This window comes from Dryocola clanedunensis, from assembly GCF_038405435.1.
GTDB classification, from domain to species: domain Bacteria; phylum Pseudomonadota; class Gammaproteobacteria; order Enterobacterales; family Enterobacteriaceae; genus Dryocola; species Dryocola clanedunensis_A.
This window is the reverse complement of record NZ_JBBYHZ010000015.1, coordinates 64,822-81,289: the sequence shown is the minus strand read 5'-3', so window position 1 is coordinate 81,289 and position 16,468 is coordinate 64,822. Positions and strand designations below refer to the sequence as shown.

Sequence of the window (16,468 nt, the reverse complement as noted above, 5' to 3'; positions counted from 1 at the left end):
CGGTAGTTCAGTCGGTTAGAATACCTGCCTGTCACGCAGGGGGTCGCGGGTTCGAGTCCCGTCCGTTCCGCCACTTAATAAAAAAATTATGCCTGCTTAATCAGCGGGCTTAATAATAAGCGTCATTTAGGGGCGTAGCTCAGTTGGTAGAGCACCGGTCTCCAAAACCGGGTGTCGCGAGTTCGAGTCTCTCCGCCCCTGCCATATAATGATCCTTTGCTTAGGCAAAGGATTTTTTTTTGCCTGAAATTTTGTAAGTTCCTTCCTCTAAAAACAAAAGCGCATTACTGCGCTATAAGTTGTGTCTTAAGTAACTCTTTGATTGTGCCCTGTTTGTCACTGTTCTGTAACCAAATGGCATACAGCGGTCGGGATAGCAGTTTCGTTTCTTCCATCTGATAAATTTCATCCTGTCCTTTAGCCCATTCGACGGGTAAAAACGCATACCCATTAAGCGATTTGAGCATTTTACTGACTATCTTCGCTGAGCTTGTTGTCAGGATTGGAATGTCATCATTGCTGATCAGCCCGGCCTCATGCTGTTGGAAGTCTGGACCCCATTCCAGTCTTACGTAAGTGAGGTCTTCTTTTTTCTGCTGCTGCGATGCGGCGAAAAGGGCCAGGTCGAAATGACCCAATAACTGGCTGGAGAACTCATCCATTTTTGGCGCTTCGGTGGTGACGAGCAAATCCAGCTGGCGTTCATGGAGCTGTTTAACCAGCGACTGACGCTGTGCAATTCGTGCTTCGAACTGAAACCCGCTATGTTGCTGATAAAGAGAAGTTAACCACTCAGAAAGCAGGCATTCCCATAACGAGGCGCTGGCACCGATGGTGATCTGGTTGTGCTGGGAGGTATGAGAAACCTCTTTCTTGGCCGCAAGCCAGATGCTCATCAGGTTTTCAGCGTAGGGCAACAGACGCTCTCCAGCGGTGGTAAGCCGTATGTTATTGCGATGTCTGGTAAAAAGATTCACACCCAGTTGATTCTCGAGCTGGCGAATACGAAAACTCACGGCGGACTGCGTCAGATAGAGTGCTTCAGCAGCACGTCCAAAATGACGGGTGCGGCTCACTTCCAGAAAGGTTTTCAGTAATTCGGTATCCACAACTCGCTCCCAAAAATAATTTGTCGTTATGATTTAAATGTTTTGTTTGACGCTCTGTCAAGCGTAACTAATACTCCGCGCCATAAATAGCTCGGCCAAGAGAATTAGGAGCGTGTAGGATGGCGGAAAGCTTTACGACGACTAATCGGTTTTTCGACAATAAACATTATCCGCGCGGGTTCGCTCGCCATGGTGATTTCACCATTAAAGAGGCACAGTTACTTGAACGTCATGGTTTTGCGTTCAATGAACTGGATCTCGGCAAGCGTGAACCAGGTACAGAAGAAGAAGTGTTATTCGTTGCAGTATGCCGTGGACAGCGTGAGCCGGTCACGGAAGCAGAGCGCGTGTGGAGCAAGTATATGTCACGCATCAAGCGCCCTAAGCGTTTCCATACTCTGTCTGGCGGCAAGCCGCAGATGGATACGGTGGAAGATTTCACCGACAGCGACGATTAACAAAAATGGGGCTTCGGCCCCATTTTTTATCCCACCAGCTGTTGCAGATGAATTAGCATGCGGTCTATTGCCCGGTAGCTAAGCGCCTCAAGAAGATGTTCCCGCCTGATTTGTTCTGCCTCCTGCAGGTCCGCAATGGTCCTTGCAACTTTTAGTAGCCGTTGCCACGCCCGTATCGATAACCCTAGCTTCACCAACGTCTCTTCCAGCCATACCGCATCCTCCAGAGCGATATCACAATGCTTCCGTATTTCATGGTTGCTTAACCGTGCATTCAGCTTGTTCTGCCGCAGGTATTGCCGCTGCTGTGTCCTTATTACTCTGGTTTTGACCTCACCACTGCTTTCACTTTTATTCCCAGGGTTACTCAGCATGCCGGATGGCGGGAGGGGTATTTCAACGGAAAGATCGAAGCGGTCAAGAAAAGGCCCGGACAGACGGCTCAGGTAACGCAATGTCTGGTCTGGGGAGGAACGGTTGTGGCTACCTTGATAGTGGCCTGTAGGGCTGGGATTCATCGCCGCCAGAAGCTGGAAACGCGCGGGGTAGGTGATTTTCGCCCGGGTTCGCGAAATATGAATCTCCCCGGATTCTATGGGTTCACGTAACGCATCCAGCACGCGCCTTTCAAACTCGGGCAGCTCATCAAGGAACAGCACTCCATTATGAGCTAGAGATATCTCCCCCGGCGCAGGGATCCCGCCGCCGCCGACCATCGCTGTCAACGATGCGCTGTGGTGGGGCGCTCTGAAAGGACGCTGACGCCATTTCTTCTGCAGGTCATGGGGATTGACCAGGCTCAGGATCGCCGCACTGTCGAGGGCTTCCACATCGTTAAGGGAAGGCATGATTGTCGTCAGACGACTGGCAAGCATGGTTTTTCCCGTACCCGGCGGCCCGATTAACAGTAAGTTATGCCCACCGGCGGCCGTAATCTCTAAGGCTCGCTTTCCCTGCGACTGACCATAAATTTCGTTTATATCCTCAGTATGCTCTGACTGCCATTCTCGCTGCGGTGCCGGACGGTTCAGCTCTCCTCTTTTTTCAAGAAAGGCACAAACCTGCGTAAGATGATTTGCTGTAAGGCAGCCGGGCTGTTTGATTAAGCCAAGCTCGCCGGCATTTTCTTCTGCGACAATGATGCTTCTGCCGGCTTTGAGGGCTTCCATCGCAGCGGAAATAGCACCGGGAACGCCCCGTAAAGCGCCTGTAAGCGCTAACTCCCCCACGAACTCATATCGACCCAGATTGTCCATTGAAAGCTGCTCAGAGGCTGCGAGCAGCGCGAGAGCAATGGGAAGGTCATATCTGCCCCCCTCTTTCGGCAGGTCGGCTGGCGCCAGATTGATGGTTATTTTCCTTGCCGGAAATGTGTAGCCGCTGTTGATCAGAGCGCTACGTACGCGGTCACGGGCTTCCCTTACGGTTGTCTCCGGTAAGCCAACCAGCGTTAAGCCCGGCAACCCCTGGCTCAGATGAACCTCAACGGTGACCAGTGGAGCGGTAATGCCGAGTGCGGCTCGTGTGTTGATGACTGCCAGTGACATACTCCCTCCTTAGAAGATGTCTTACCCTGCCAGTTCATCTGTATATCGCCAAACCGGGAAGATTTTTCTCTGGAAGCCTGTTCCAGTATTTTTGGGGCCGTTTCAGCATTGCAGGAATGTTTGCGAAGGGGCTCGCAGTATAATTTTATTATTAGTACGCGAAGTAAAATGGCTTGAAAATGGAGGAGAGTGAATTTTTTTCACTATCGCCTTATGTCATGAAAAATAATGCTTTTTAGTTTTCATTATTTAAAAATGTCGATGGCGTCATAAAAAAATCTTGTGCTTACCTTTGTCTCTGTGATAACTCTGTAGGCATTACTTCGAACTAGATGTCAGAACATACAGAATATGAAAGCCCTTCTACGAGTGATTAGCCTGGTCGTGATTAGCGTGGTGGTGATTATTATCCCACCGTGCGGGGCTGCACTTGGAGAAAGAAAGGCTTAAAAATCAAGCCTGAATCGAAAAGAACCCCCGCACCGAAAGGTCCGGGGGTTTTTTATTGGGCAGAGAATTTCAAAAGAGAACAGACGAAGTGTTTCAGCATAATATGCTGTTTATGCGGAACTGAGGCGGGGAACAAACTATGAATGGTGCACAGTGGGTGGTACATGCTTTGCGAGCGCAGGGTGTTGAGACAGTTTTCGGTTATCCTGGCGGCGCGATCATGCCTGTCTACGATGCGTTGTACGACGGTGGGGTAGAGCATTTACTCTGTCGTCATGAGCAGGGCGCGGCGATGGCGGCCATAGGCTACGCACGCTCTACAGGGAAGACAGGGGTTTGTATTGCAACCTCAGGGCCTGGAGCAACGAACCTGATCACCGGCCTTGCAGATGCGCTATTAGATTCCGTTCCCGTTGTTGCCATCACCGGCCAGGTTGCGGCTCCCTTCATCGGTACCGATGCCTTTCAGGAAGTTGACGTTTTAGGTCTGTCGCTGGCCTGTACCAAACATAGCTTCCTCGTCGAATCTCTGGATGATTTACCTCGCGTCCTCTCTGAAGCTTTCGAAATCGCAAATTCCGGCCGCCCGGGCCCCGTTCTGGTTGATATCCCTAAAGATATTCAGCTGGCGCAAGGCGAGCTTGAGCCCTGGCTGTCCACCATCGAAGATGAATTTACCCTGCCTTATAGTGAGCTGACTCAGGCCCGCGAATTATTAGCCAGCGCCCGCAAACCGATGCTGTATGTAGGCGGGGGCGTTGGGATGGCACAGGCAGTACCTGCCCTGCGCGAATTTATCGCGGTAACGAATATGCCTTCTGCCGTGACCCTGAAAGGACTGGGTGCTGTACCTGCCGGGCATCCGTTTTATACAGGTATGCTGGGGATGCACGGTACGAAAGCAGCTAATCTGGCCGTACAGGAATGCGACTTGTTGATTGCGGTAGGCGCCAGATTTGACGACCGCGTTACCGGGAAGCTGAACACCTTCGCACCGCATGCCAAAGTCATCCATATGGATATCGACCCCGCCGAGCTGGGCAAATTACGCCAGGCACACGTTAGCCTGCAGGGAGATTTAACTCAGTTATTGCAGGCGCTGCAGCAGCCGCTGGATATCAGCGAATGGCAGCAGGAAGTCGTGGCATTACGGGAGGCTAACCCGTGGCGTTACGATCACCCGGGCGAGGCCATTTTTGCTCCGCTGTTGCTCAGGCAGCTCTCCGACCGTAAACCGCAGGATTGCGTGATTACCACGGATGTAGGCCAGCACCAGATGTGGACGGCTCAGCACATGACTTTCACACGTCCGGAAAACTTCATCACCTCCAGCGGCCTCGGAACGATGGGCTTTGGTTTACCCGCCGCCGTTGGTGCACAGGTTGCGCGACCGAACGACACGGTTATCTGTATCTCCGGTGACGGCTCGTTCATGATGAATGTTCAGGAGCTGGGCACCGTCAAACGAAAACAGCTGCCGCTGAAGATCGTTTTGCTGGATAACCAGCGGTTAGGCATGGTTCGCCAGTGGCAGCAGATGTTTTTCTCAGAACGCTACAGCGAAACAAACCTCTCCGATAATCCCGATTTCCTCATGCTGGCCCGCGCCTTCGGTATCCCAGGCCAGCACATCACCCGTAAAGACCAGGTAGAAGATGCCATCGATGCGCTGTTGAACAGCGAAGGCCCCTACATGCTGCATGTTTCAATCGATGAGTACGAGAACGTCTGGCCGTTGGTACCGCCCGGTGCCAGTAATTCGCAAATGCTGGAGAAATTATCATGATGCAACATCAGCTCGCCGTGCAGGCCCGTTTTCGTCCTGAAACCCTGGAGCGCGTATTACGCGTGGTCCGCCACCGTGGTTTTCAGCTCTGCTCGATGAACATGGCGACCCTTGGGAATTCGGACAACATTAATATTGAATTGACCGTTGCAAGCCTCCGCCCGGTCGAATTACTGTTTAGTCAATTAAGCAAGCTGGTCGACGTCGCCTGCGTAGAAATCCAGCAACCAACAACACAACAAATCCGCGCCTGAGCGCAAAAGGAAGCAACATGACAACGAAGAAAGCTGATTACATCTGGTTCAATGGTGAAATGACCCCGTGGGGCGAGGCGAAAGTCCACGTTATGTCCCACGCGTTGCACTACGGCACCTCCGTATTTGAAGGCATCCGTTGCTACGATTCACACCTTGGCCCAGTGGTGTTCCGCCATCGCGAACACATGCAGCGTCTGCGTGACTCCGCCAAAATCTACCGTTTTCCTGTTTCGCAAAGTGTCGATGAGTTAATGGAAGCCTGTCGTGCCGTTATCCGCAAAAACAACCTGAGCAGCGCGTACATCCGCCCTCTGGTCTTTGTGGGTGATGTGGGTATGGGCGTTAACCCGCCGGACGGTTATACCACTGATGTGATCATCGCAGCCTTCCCATGGGGTGCTTATCTCGGCGCAGAAGCGCTGGATCAAGGGATCGACGCGATGGTTTCCTCCTGGAACCGTGCCGCACCAAACACCATTCCAACCGCGGCAAAAGCCGGTGGTAACTATCTTTCTTCCCTGCTGGTCGGTAGCGAAGCTCGCCGCCATGGTTATCAGGAAGGGATCGCGCTGGACGTGCAGGGCTTCCTCTCAGAAGGCGCTGGTGAAAACCTCTTTGAAGTGAAAGATGGCGTGCTGTTTACTCCGCCGTTTACCTCTTCCGCGCTGCCTGGCATTACCCGCGACGCCATCATCAAGCTGGCAAAAGATCTGGGTATCGAGGTGCGCGAGCAGGTGCTTTCCCGCGAATCGCTCTATCTGTCGGATGAAGTCTTCATGTCCGGTACCGCCGCGGAAATTACCCCGGTACGCAGCGTTGATGGTATTCAGGTGGGCGAAGGTCGCTGTGGGCCGGTGACCAAGCGTATTCAGCAGGCGTTCTTTGGCCTGTTCACGGGTGAAACCGAAGATAAATGGGGCTGGTTAGATCCGGTAAACCCACAGTAAAAATAATAATCAGGCGGAGGGTAACAAACCGTCCGCACCCTGACAGACTGGAGTAAATCAGCATGCCAAAGTACCGTTCAGCTACCACCACCCACGGCCGTAATATGGCGGGTGCCCGCGCACTGTGGCGCGCAACCGGAATGACCGATGATGATTTCGGCAAGCCAATTATTGCGGTAGTGAACTCCTTTACCCAGTTCGTGCCGGGCCACGTTCACCTGCGCGATCTGGGTAAGCTTGTTGCCGAACAAATCGAAGCCTCCGGCGGCGTAGCGAAAGAGTTCAACACCATTGCCGTGGATGACGGCATCGCGATGGGCCACGGCGGTATGCTTTATTCTCTGCCGTCCCGCGAGCTGATTGCCGATTCCGTGGAGTACATGGTAAATGCCCACTGCGCAGATGCGATGGTTTGTATCTCCAACTGCGACAAAATCACCCCGGGGATGTTAATGGCGTCGCTGCGCCTGAACATCCCGGTTATCTTCGTTTCCGGCGGCCCGATGGAAGCCGGGAAAACCAAACTGTCTGACCAAATCATCAAACTCGACCTGGTTGATGCGATGATTCAGGGCGCTGACCCGAAAGTGAGCGACGAGCAAAGCGAGCAGGTCGAACGTTCCGCTTGCCCAACCTGCGGCTCCTGTTCCGGTATGTTCACCGCGAACTCGATGAACTGCCTGACTGAAGCTCTGGGCCTGTCTCAGCCGGGTAACGGTTCGCTGCTGGCCACGCATTCCGATCGTAAAGAGTTATTCCTGAATGCCGGTAAACGCATCGTCGCTCTGACCAAACGTTATTACGAGCAGGATGATGAAAGTGCACTGCCACGCAGCATCGCCAGCAAAGAAGCGTTTGAGAATGCTATGACGCTGGATGTCGCGATGGGCGGCTCCACTAACACCGTTCTGCACCTGCTGGCGGCGGCTCAGGAAGCCGAACTCGATTTCACCATGACGGATATCGATCAGCTGTCCCGCAAGGTGCCACAGCTGTGTAAGGTCGCGCCGAGCACCCAGAAATACCATATGGAAGACGTTCACCGTGCGGGTGGCGTAATCGGTATTTTGGGCGAACTGGATCGCGGTGGCTTACTGCATCGCAATGTGAAAAACGTTCTTGGTCTGACCCTGACGCAAACGCTGGAACAGTACGATGTCATGCTGACCAAAGACGAAAGCGTGAAAAGCATGTTCTCCGCAGGTCCGGCAGGCATTCGTACCACAAAAGCTTTCTCGCAGTCCTGCCGTTGGGATTCTCTGGATGTTGATCGCCAAAACGGCTGTATCCGTTCTAAAGAAAATGCCTATAGCCAGGAAGGTGGTCTGGCGGTGCTGTACGGCAACTTCGCTGAAAACGGCTGTATCGTAAAAACCGCGGGTGTGGACGACGAAAGCCTGGTATTCCGTGGCCCTGCAAAAGTCTACGAAAGCCAGGATGATGCGGTTGAGGCAATACTGGGTGGCAAAGTCGTCGCGGGCGACGTGGTCGTTATCCGCTACGAAGGGCCAAAAGGCGGGCCGGGCATGCAGGAAATGCTCTACCCAACGACCTTCCTGAAATCGATGGGGCTGGGCAAGGCCTGTGCGCTGGTGACCGACGGTCGTTTCTCCGGCGGTACATCCGGGCTGTCTATCGGTCACGTTTCGCCTGAAGCGGCCAGCGGTGGCAACATTGCGCTGATTGAAGATGGCGACATGATTGCGATTGATATCCCGAACCGTGGGATCCAACTGCAATTGAGCGATCAGGAAATGGCTGCTCGTCGTGAAGCGCAGGAAGCGCGTGGTGACCAGGCGTGGACTCCTCGTAACCGTGAGCGCCAGGTTTCCTTCGCTCTGCGCGCTTACGCCATGCTTGCCACCAGCGCCGATAAAGGCGCGGTGCGCGATAAAAGTAAGCTTGGAGGCTAACCATGGCTGAGTCACAACCGCTACCCGACGCCCCCTGTGGGGCGGAATATCTGCGTGCCGTACTCCGTTCACCCGTTTACGAGGTCGCTCAGGTTACCCCGTTGCAGAAGATGAAAAAGCTGTCATCCCGTCTGGATAACGTCATTCTGGTGAAGCGTGAAGATCGTCAGCCGGTGCACAGCTTCAAGCTGCGCGGCGCGTACGCCATGATTGCCGGGCTGAACAGCGAGCAAAAAGCCAGCGGCGTGATTACGGCTTCGGCCGGGAACCACGCTCAGGGTGTGGCGCTCTCTTCCACTCGTCTGGGTATCAAGTCGCTGATCGTGATGCCAGTTGCTACCGCGGATATCAAAGTGGATGCGGTAAGAGCATTCGGCGGCGAAGTACTGCTGCACGGCGCTAACTTTGATGAAGCTAAAGCGCGGGCAATCGAGCTTTCGCAGCAGCAGGGCTTCACCTATGTGCCACCGTTCGACCATCCGGCAGTGATTGCCGGGCAGGGCACGCTGGCGCTGGAGCTGCTGCAGCAGGACGCCCACATCGACCGGGTGTTCGTCCCGGTCGGCGGCGGTGGTCTGGCGGCGGGCGTAGCGGTTCTGATTAAGCAGCTCATGCCGCAAATCAAAGTGATTGCGGTTGAAGCAGAAGATTCGGCCTGCCTTAAAGCTGCGCTGGATGCGGGCAAGCCCGTAGATTTGGCGCGAGTTGGTTTGTTTGCTGAAGGCGTGGCGGTTAAGCGCATCGGCGATGAGACCTTCCGTGTCTGCCAGGAGTATCTCGACGACATCATCACCGTAGACAGCGATGCAATCTGCGCGGCAATGAAAGATCTCTTCGAGGATGTGCGCGCAGTGGCGGAACCTTCCGGCGCGCTGGCCCTGGCGGGTATGAAGAAGTATATCCAGCAGCATCAGATTCGCGGCGAGCGCCTGGCGCACGTTCTGTCTGGCGCGAACGTTAACTTCCACGGGCTGCGTTACGTTTCTGAACGCTGTGAACTGGGGGAGCAACGCGAAGCCTTACTTGCGGTCACTATTCCGGAAGAAAAAGGCAGCTTCCTGAAGTTCTGCCAGCTGCTGGGCGGCCGCTCCGTCACCGAATTTAACTATCGGTATTCAAGCTCGGCGGAGGCCTGTATTTTCGTCGGCGTGCGTTTGACTCGCGGTCTGGAAGAGCGGCATGAGATCCTTGCCCTGCTGAACGAAGGGGGCTACGGCGTTGTCGATTTGTCCGACGACGAAATGGCGAAGCTTCACGTGCGGTATATGGTGGGTGGACGTCCCTCCAAGCCGCTTCGCGAGCGCCTCTACAGCTTTGAATTCCCGGAGTCGCCGGGTGCGCTGCTGAAGTTCCTGCAAACGCTGGGTACGCACTGGAACATTTCCCTGTTCCACTACCGCAGCCACGGTACGGACTACGGTCGCGTGCTGGCGGCGTTCGAGCTTGGCGATAACGAGCCAGATTTCGAAACGCGCCTGAACGAACTGGGCTACGACTGCCACGACGAAACCAATAATCCGGCGTTCCGCTTCTTCCTTGCGGGCTAGTGGCTGCCGGGCAGTAATTTCCAGAACGCATTCACAAGCGGCTCATTGAGCCGCTTTTTTTGTGCACAAACGCCAAGTTCGAACGGTGCATCCTCTTCGCTCCGCTCGAGGATTTGCACGCGGTTACGCACCGGTTCGGGGCTGTTTTCCAGCACGATTTCCGGCAGCAGCGCCACGCCACAGCCCAGCGCGACCATCGACACCATTGCTTCATGCCCGGCCACGGTCGCGTAGATAAACGGGTTGCTGATTTTCTGCCTGCGGAACCACAGTTCGATGCGGCGGCGCACCGGCCCCTGGTCCGCCATGATAAAGGGCACTTTGTTCCAGTCTGGCTCGGGCGTGCTGACCAGGTTGCGAACCGGGCAGGGCAGAGCGGGGGCGATAAGCACCACGGCCAGGTTTTCCAGCATTGAGAAAGCAATGCCCGGCGGCAGGGATTCCGGCTTGCCGGCAATCGCCAGATCGGCCTCGTCAGAATCTACTTTTTCCACCGCATCCGCCGCGTCGCCGGTTGTCAGTTTGATTTCCACATTCGGGTGCTCGGCGCGGAATCGATCCAGAATCGGCGGCAAATGGCTGTAGGCTGCCGTAACCGAACAGAAGAGATGCAGCTCTCCGGAAAGCGAAGGGCCTTCCTGGCCGATGGTATGGCGCATCTGCTGGTACTGCAAAAGCGTGTGCTGCGCGAACTGCCTGAGCTGCTCGCCAGCTTCGGTTAGCGTGACGGTGCGGTTATCGCGTAGAAAAAGCGGCTGGCCAAGATCGTCCTCAAGACGCTGGATCTGGCGTGAAAGCGTTGACGGGCTGACATGCATCGCCCTTGCGCTGCGTCCAAAGTGGCGGCTTTCCGCAAGGTGGAGAAACGTTTTCAGATCGCGTAAATCCATGGTCATCAACCCTTCTTTTTATGTTGCAGTTTTTGCAACGTCACGTTGTTAATATATCAATTTCAGCAACGCATTTCCTGTCATATAGTGGTTTCATTCTCGCAAACATGACACGGCTTGCGACCCTTACAAGAAACACAACACGACAATCACGGAGTCCTACGATGGCTAATTATTTCAACACCTTGAACCTGCGTCAGCAGCTGGCGCAACTGGGTAAATGTCGTTTCATGGCGCGTAGCGAATTCGCCGATGAAGCAAGCTACCTCAAAGGTAAAAAAGTCGTCATCGTCGGCTGTGGCGCGCAGGGTCTGAACCAGGGCCTGAACATGCGTGACTCCGGTCTGGACGTTGCCTACGCTCTGCGCTCAGAAGCCATTGCTGAAAAACGCGCTTCATGGCGTAAAGCGACTGAAAACGGCTTCAAGGTTGGTACATACGAAGAGCTGATCCCACAGGCTGACCTGGTTGTTAACCTGACGCCAGACAAGCAGCACTCTGCGGTGGTTAAAGCCGTTCAGCCAATGATGAAAGACGGCGCGGCGCTGGGCTACTCCCACGGCTTTAACGTGGTTGAAGTCGGCGAGCAAATCCGTAAGGACATCACCGTGGTGATGGTTGCGCCTAAGTGCCCGGGCACCGAAGTTCGTGAAGAATACAAACGCGGTTTCGGCGTTCCAACGCTGATTGCGGTTCACCCGGAAAACGATCCGAAGGGCGAAGGCATGGCTATCGCTAAGGCCTGGGCTGCTGCAACTGGCGGTCACCGTGCGGGCGTACTGGAATCTTCCTTCGTGGCGGAAGTGAAATCTGACCTGATGGGCGAGCAAACTATTCTGTGCGGCATGCTGCAGGCGGGTTCCCTGCTGTGCTTCGACAAGCTGGTGGAAGAAGGTACCGACCCGGCATACGCAGAAAAACTGATCCAGTTCGGCTGGGAAACCATCACCGAAGCCCTGAAGCAGGGCGGCATTACGCTGATGATGGACCGTCTGTCCAACCCGGCGAAAATCCGTGCTTACGCATTATCCGAGCAGTTGAAAACCATCATGGCACCGCTGTTCCAGAAACATATGGACGACATCATCTCCGGTGAGTTCTCCTCCGGCATGATGGCTGACTGGGCGAACGACGATAAAAACCTGCTGACCTGGCGCGAAGAGACCGGCAAAACCGCGTTTGAAACCGCGCCGCAGTTTGAAGGTAAAATCTCTGAGCAGGAGTACTTCGATAAAGGCGTTCTGATGATCGCCATGGTGAAAGCGGGCGTTGAGCTGGCCTTCGAAACCATGGTTGATGCGGGCATCATCGAAGAGTCTGCTTACTACGAGTCACTGCACGAGCTGCCGCTGATTGCGAACACCATCGCTCGTAAGCGTCTGTACGAAATGAACGTGGTTATCTCGGATACCGCAGAGTACGGTAACTACCTGTTCTCTTACGCTGCGGTACCGCTGCTGAAAGAGTTCATGACAACGATTCAGGCAGGCGATCTGGGTAAAGAAATCCCGGCCGCTGCGGTAGACAACGCCCAGCTGCGTGACGTAAACGAAGCCATCCGCAACCATGAAATCGAGAAAGTGGGCCAGAAGCTGCGTGGCTACATGACCGATATGAAACGCATTGCTGTAGCGGGTTAATCTTCAGTAGATGCAAAAAGGCCGGGAAATTTCCCGGCCTTTCTTTTAGTTACGGTACAGCACCTTAATGATGTGGTAACCGAACTGGGTATGCAGCGGGCCGTAAGGCTCCAGCAGCGGGCAGGAGAACACCACTTTATCAAACGCCGGAACCATCTGGCCCTGGCGGAACTCGCCCAAATGTCCGCCTTTTTTGCCTGACGGGCAGGTGGAGTGCTTCTTAGCCAGCTTTTCGAAGTCGCCGCCGTTTTTCAGCTGTTCGAGAATTTCCTGGGCCTGTTTTTCTTCCTTAACAAGGATATGCAGTGCTGCCGCGGTTTTTGCCATGATAGTACCTTGAGTCGTATGGATTACGCTCGCTATACTACCACGCTGTTTTTCTTCCCTCCTGACTTTCATTGAGTGACCTTATGCGTTTAAACCCTGGCCAACAACAAGCCGTCGAATTTGTCACCGGACCCTGCCTGGTCCTGGCGGGCGCTGGCTCCGGCAAAACGCGAGTGATCACCAATAAAATGGCGCATTTGATTCGCGAATGTGGCTATCAGGCGCGTCATATTGCCGCCGTCACCTTTACTAACAAGGCGGCCCGCGAGATGAAAGAGCGTGTGGCGCAAACGCTGGGTCGCAAAGAGGCCCGCGGTCTGCTGATCTCAACGTTCCATACGCTGGGTCTGGAAATTATCAAGCGTGAATACGTAGCGCTCGGTATGAAGTCAAACTTCTCGCTGTTTGACGATACCGATCAGGTTGCGCTGCTTAAAGAGCTGACGGAAGGGCTGCTCGAAGACGATAAAACGCTGCTTCAGCAGCTGATCTCGACGATCTCCAACTGGAAAAACGATCTGCTGACGCCCTCTCAGGCGGCGGCGCAGGCAAAGGGCGAGCGGGATCGCATTTTCGCTCATTGCTATGGCCTGTACGATACGCACCTGAAATCCTGCAACGTGCTGGATTTTGACGATTTGATTGCGTTGCCAACAATGCTTTTGCAGCGTAACGAGGAAGTCCGCGAGCGCTGGCAAAACCGCATTCGCTATCTGCTGGTGGATGAATATCAGGATACCAACACCAGCCAGTACGAGCTGGTGAAGCTGCTGGTTGGCGCGCGCGCGCGCTTTACCGTGGTGGGGGATGACGATCAGTCAATCTATTCCTGGCGCGGTGCCCGCCCGCAAAACCTCGTGCTGCTGAGCCAGGATTTTCCGGCTTTGCAGGTCATCAAGCTTGAGCAGAACTATCGTTCCTCCGGGCGCATCCTTAAAGCGGCGAACATTCTCATCGCCAATAACCCGCACGTTTTCGAAAAACGACTCTTTTCGGAGCTGGGCTACGGTGCGGAGCTGAAAGTGGTTACCGCCAACAGCGAGGAACACGAGGCGGAGCGCGTCATTGGCGAACTTATCGCCCACCATTTTATTAATAAAACCGGCTATAAAGATTACGCGATCCTCTATCGCGGTAACTTCCAGTCGCGGGTGTTCGAGAAGATGCTGATGCAAAACCGCATCCCGTATCGCATCTCCGGCGGTACGTCTTTCTTCTCCCGCCCTGAAATCAAAGATCTGCTGGCCTATCTGCGCGTGCTTACCAACCCGGATGACGACAGCGCTTTCCTGCGCATCGTCAACACGCCCAAGCGCGAAATCGGGCCTGCTACGCTGCAGAAGCTGGGCGAGTGGGCGATGCAGCGTAATAAAAGCCTGTTTACCGCCAGCTTCGATTTTGGTCTCAGCCAGACGCTAAGCGGACGCGGCCTGGAGTCGCTTCAGCGGTTTACCCACTGGCTGCGCGATGTGGCAACGCTTGCCGAACGAGAGCCGGTTGCGGCAGTACGCGATCTTATCCATGGGGTGGACTACGAAAGCTGGCTTTACGAAACGTCCCCGAGCCCGAAAGCGGCGGAAATGCGTATGAAGAACGTCAATCAGCTGTTCAGCTGGATGACGGAAATGCTTGAAGGCTCGGATATAGACGAGGCAATGACGCTGACTCAGGTCGTCACAAGATTCACGCTGCGCGACATGATGGAGCGCGGAGAAAGCGACGAAGAGGCGGACCAGGTTCAGCTGATGACGCTCCACGCCTCGAAAGGGCTGGAATTCCCCTACGTCTTTTTAGTCGGCATGGAGGAGGGGCTGCTGCCCCACCAGAGCAGTATCGACGAGGACAACATTGATGAAGAGCGCCGTCTGGCCTACGTTGGCATCACCCGCGCTCAGAAAGAGCTGACGTTTACGCTCTGTAAGGAGCGCAGACAGTATGGTGAGCTGGTACGCCCGGAGCCAAGCCGCTTCCTGCTGGAATTGCCGCAGGATGACCTGCAGTGGGAGCAGGAGCGTAAAGTGGTTTCTGCCGAGGCCAGAATGGAACAAGGACAGAGCCGCCTGGCCGCGATTCGGGCGAAGCACAACCTGAAGGGTCCTTAAAAAATTATTTAACGGTAAGCGCCCAGTGAACATAGCTTTGCCACAGGCTTTCCTGCTCCAGCAGTTCTGCCCCTAGCGGGTGGCAGGCAAGCCAGTTTGACGGCAGCTTAAGATGCAGCGCTTCACCTTCAGCCTGAAGTTCGATGGCTGGCAGGATGTCATCGCGACGGCGGCTGGCGAAGATAATTGCTAAACGCAGAAGCCGACAAAGACGCTCCGCAATACGGGGCGGTACGGCATTTTGCTGGTGGAGTGACGAGAGATCGACCGGGTTGGTCTGGTTCAGCAGCAGCGTAGCCAGAAGTTTTTTCTGAGCAGGCGTGTAGCCCGGTAGATCCAGATTTCTTACCAGATAAGCCGCATGCACCGGTGCCTGTCTGAAATCCACGCTTAGCCCGATCTCATGGAGCAGCGCCGCGCTGCGCAGCATATCTTTGCTCAGCGTATCCAGATCCCACTCATCCGCGACGCCGTCGGCAAATGCCTGCGCCAGCTGCTGTACGCGCTCGGCCTGGGGGATATCCACCATAAACCGACGCTGCACGTTGCGAATGGTACGGCTGCGAATTTCCTGATCGACGGTAAGATGCAGCATGCCGTAGACCAGGCCTTCACGCAGCGCCCCGCCCGCAAGTGTCATACAGTCAATATTGAGCTGTTCGAAGATGGCGATAAGAATGGCCAGCCCGCTTGGGAAAACCAGCGCTCGCTCGAGCGTCAGCCCTTCAATTTCCAGCTCTTCAAGACGACCGCACTGAATGGCGCGCTGTTTAAGCTGCTGCAGTTTAGCAAGCGTGATGCGCTCGTCCATGCCCTGCGCCATCATGATTTCCTGCAGCGCCTGAACCGTGCCGGAGGCACCGACGCAAACCTTCCAGCCATGATGCTTTAACTCATCAAGCACCGGCTTAAGCACTTCGCTGGCGGCCGCTTCTGCAGCGGCAAAATTTTCTTTTGCCAGATTACGATCGCTGAAAAAGCGTTCCAGCCAGGTGACGCAGCCCATCGACAGGCTAAACAGCGCCGTGGTTTGCGCACCGGTGCCGGTCACTAACTCGGTGCTGGCACCGCCAATGTCGACAACGAGGCGCTGGTCGGCTCCGCCGGTGGTATGGGCGACGCCTTGATAAATGAGGCGGGCTTCTTCCTCGCCACGAATAATTTGTACAGGGCAGCCCAGAATCTTCTCGGCTTTCTCTATGAATTCGTTGGCGTTGGTTGCAAGACGCAGCGTTGCCGTAGCAACAACCCGGATTTGCGTTTGGGGGATATCCTGTAGACGTTCAGCAAACAAGCGCAGGCACTGCCAGCCGCGCTCCATCGCTTCAGGCGAAAGGGTATTATCGCCGCTTAAGCCCGCGGCAAGGCGAACTTTTCGCTTGATGCGGGCCAGGGTCTGAATCGTCCCAGCCACCTCACGCACAACTAACATATGGAAACTGTTAGAACCTAAATCAATAGCGGCATACAGTGAGGTGGAGCTGAGCATAGATTT

At 54.8% G+C, this 16,468-nt stretch carries 14 protein-coding genes and 1 tRNA gene; 10 read left to right on the top strand and 5 right to left on the bottom strand.

Annotation, left to right across the window (positions count from 1 at the left end):
* The first annotated feature begins 128 nt into the window (after positions 1-128).
* Positions 129-204: transfer RNA gene (locus AAE045_RS21635), tRNA-Trp, on the top strand.
* Positions 205-284: 80 nt separating this feature from the next.
* On the opposite strand, the gene hdfR is transcribed toward AAE045_RS21635, so the two are convergent.
* Positions 285-1,109 carry an HTH-type transcriptional regulator HdfR gene (hdfR, locus tag AAE045_RS21630; RefSeq protein WP_455549452.1) on the bottom strand — a complete coding sequence of 275 codons (825 nt, stop codon included), beginning with the start codon at positions 1,107-1,109 and terminating at the stop codon, positions 285-287.
* Between the two features lie 119 nt (positions 1,110-1,228).
* On the opposite strand from hdfR, the gene AAE045_RS21625 reads away from it, so the two are divergent.
* Positions 1,229-1,567, top strand: coding sequence for a DUF413 domain-containing protein (locus AAE045_RS21625; RefSeq protein ID WP_455549451.1), 339 nt, complete (start codon positions 1,229-1,231; stop codon positions 1,565-1,567).
* A 26-nt stretch (positions 1,568-1,593) separates the two neighbouring features.
* Here AAE045_RS21625 and AAE045_RS21620 read toward each other — a convergent pair whose 3' ends face one another.
* Positions 1,594-3,114: a YifB family Mg chelatase-like AAA ATPase gene (locus AAE045_RS21620; RefSeq protein WP_455549450.1), complete on the bottom strand. Its 1,521-nt coding sequence runs from the start codon at positions 3,112-3,114 to the stop codon at positions 1,594-1,596.
* 351 nt (positions 3,115-3,465) lie between these two features.
* On the opposite strand from AAE045_RS21620, the gene ilvL reads away from it, so the two are divergent.
* The 6 genes from ilvL (at position 3,466) to ilvA (ending at position 10,014) form a co-directional block, all read left to right on the top strand.
* Complete coding sequence (ilvL, locus tag AAE045_RS21615; RefSeq protein ID WP_072279198.1) at positions 3,466-3,564, top strand: ilv operon leader peptide; 99 nt, start codon at positions 3,466-3,468, stop codon at positions 3,562-3,564.
* Between the two features lie 139 nt (positions 3,565-3,703).
* Complete coding sequence (gene ilvG, locus AAE045_RS21610) at positions 3,704-5,350, top strand: acetolactate synthase 2 catalytic subunit (protein ID WP_455549449.1); 1,647 nt, start codon at positions 3,704-3,706, stop codon at positions 5,348-5,350.
* Entirely contained in the window at positions 5,347-5,604 is a 258-nt protein-coding gene (gene ilvM / locus AAE045_RS21605; protein ID WP_455549448.1) for an acetolactate synthase 2 small subunit, read from the top strand. Before ilvG ends, ilvM begins: the two co-directional genes overlap by 4 nt.
* Positions 5,605-5,621: 17 nt before the next feature.
* Entirely contained in the window at positions 5,622-6,554 is a 933-nt protein-coding gene (locus tag AAE045_RS21600; protein ID WP_455549447.1) for a branched-chain amino acid transaminase, read from the top strand.
* 62 nt (positions 6,555-6,616) lie between these two features.
* On the top strand, positions 6,617-8,467 hold the full coding sequence (ilvD, locus tag AAE045_RS21595; protein ID WP_455549446.1) for a dihydroxy-acid dehydratase: 1,851 nt from the start codon (positions 6,617-6,619) through the stop codon (positions 8,465-8,467).
* 2 nt (positions 8,468-8,469) lie between these two features.
* Positions 8,470-10,014: a threonine ammonia-lyase, biosynthetic gene (gene ilvA, locus AAE045_RS21590; RefSeq protein ID WP_455549445.1), complete on the top strand. Its 1,545-nt coding sequence runs from the start codon at positions 8,470-8,472 to the stop codon at positions 10,012-10,014.
* On the opposite strand, the gene ilvY is transcribed toward ilvA, so the two are convergent.
* Positions 10,011-10,904 (bottom strand): HTH-type transcriptional activator IlvY, encoded by an 894-nt coding sequence (ilvY, locus tag AAE045_RS21585; protein WP_202307717.1) that lies wholly within the window; start codon positions 10,902-10,904, stop codon positions 10,011-10,013. The two genes, ilvA and ilvY, sit on opposite strands and share 4 nt — an antisense overlap.
* A 164-nt stretch (positions 10,905-11,068) precedes the next feature.
* On the opposite strand from ilvY, the gene ilvC reads away from it, so the two are divergent.
* The gene (gene ilvC, locus AAE045_RS21580) at positions 11,069-12,544 is read left to right on the top strand and encodes a ketol-acid reductoisomerase (protein ID WP_455549444.1); all 1,476 of its coding nucleotides are present in this window, start codon (positions 11,069-11,071) and stop codon (positions 12,542-12,544) included.
* Positions 12,545-12,589: 45 nt separating this feature from the next.
* On the opposite strand, the gene ppiC is transcribed toward ilvC, so the two are convergent.
* Positions 12,590-12,871, bottom strand: coding sequence for a peptidylprolyl isomerase PpiC (ppiC, locus tag AAE045_RS21575; protein WP_202307680.1), 282 nt, complete (start codon positions 12,869-12,871; stop codon positions 12,590-12,592).
* 83 nt (positions 12,872-12,954) lie between these two features.
* On the opposite strand from ppiC, the gene rep reads away from it, so the two are divergent.
* Positions 12,955-14,973 carry a DNA helicase Rep gene (rep, locus tag AAE045_RS21570; protein WP_455549443.1) on the top strand — a complete coding sequence of 673 codons (2,019 nt, stop codon included), beginning with the start codon at positions 12,955-12,957 and terminating at the stop codon, positions 14,971-14,973.
* A gap of 4 nt (positions 14,974-14,977) precedes the next feature.
* Here the strand turns inward: rep and gppA are convergent, their stop codons facing one another.
* Positions 14,978-16,462 (bottom strand): guanosine-5'-triphosphate,3'-diphosphate diphosphatase, encoded by a 1,485-nt coding sequence (gppA, locus tag AAE045_RS21565; RefSeq protein WP_455549442.1) that lies wholly within the window; start codon positions 16,460-16,462, stop codon positions 14,978-14,980.
* Positions 16,463-16,468: the final 6 nt, after the last annotated feature.

Bases quoted from the DNA above. Each gene is read 5' to 3' on its own strand.
- AAE045_RS21620 (WP_455549450.1), bottom strand. From the start codon at position 3,114: ATGTCACTGGCAGTCATCAACACACGAGCCGCACTCGGCATTACCGCT.
- ilvD (WP_455549446.1), top strand. From the start codon at position 6,617: ATGCCAAAGTACCGTTCAGCTACCACCACCCACGGCCGTAATATGGCG.
- gppA (WP_455549442.1), bottom strand. From the start codon at position 16,462: ATGCTCAGCTCCACCTCACTGTATGCCGCTATTGATTTAGGTTCTAAC.
- ilvG (WP_455549449.1), top strand. From the start codon at position 3,704: ATGAATGGTGCACAGTGGGTGGTACATGCTTTGCGAGCGCAGGGTGTT.
- ilvM (WP_455549448.1), top strand. From the start codon at position 5,347: ATGATGCAACATCAGCTCGCCGTGCAGGCCCGTTTTCGTCCTGAAACC.
- ilvC (WP_455549444.1), top strand. From the start codon at position 11,069: ATGGCTAATTATTTCAACACCTTGAACCTGCGTCAGCAGCTGGCGCAA.
- AAE045_RS21600 (WP_455549447.1), top strand. From the start codon at position 5,622: ATGACAACGAAGAAAGCTGATTACATCTGGTTCAATGGTGAAATGACC.
- ppiC (WP_202307680.1), bottom strand. From the start codon at position 12,871: ATGGCAAAAACCGCGGCAGCACTGCATATCCTTGTTAAGGAAGAAAAA.
- rep (WP_455549443.1), top strand. From the start codon at position 12,955: ATGCGTTTAAACCCTGGCCAACAACAAGCCGTCGAATTTGTCACCGGA.
- AAE045_RS21625 (WP_455549451.1), top strand. From the start codon at position 1,229: ATGGCGGAAAGCTTTACGACGACTAATCGGTTTTTCGACAATAAACAT.
- ilvL (WP_072279198.1), top strand. From the start codon at position 3,466: ATGAAAGCCCTTCTACGAGTGATTAGCCTGGTCGTGATTAGCGTGGTG.
- ilvY (WP_202307717.1), bottom strand. From the start codon at position 10,904: ATGGATTTACGCGATCTGAAAACGTTTCTCCACCTTGCGGAAAGCCGC.
- ilvA (WP_455549445.1), top strand. From the start codon at position 8,470: ATGGCTGAGTCACAACCGCTACCCGACGCCCCCTGTGGGGCGGAATAT.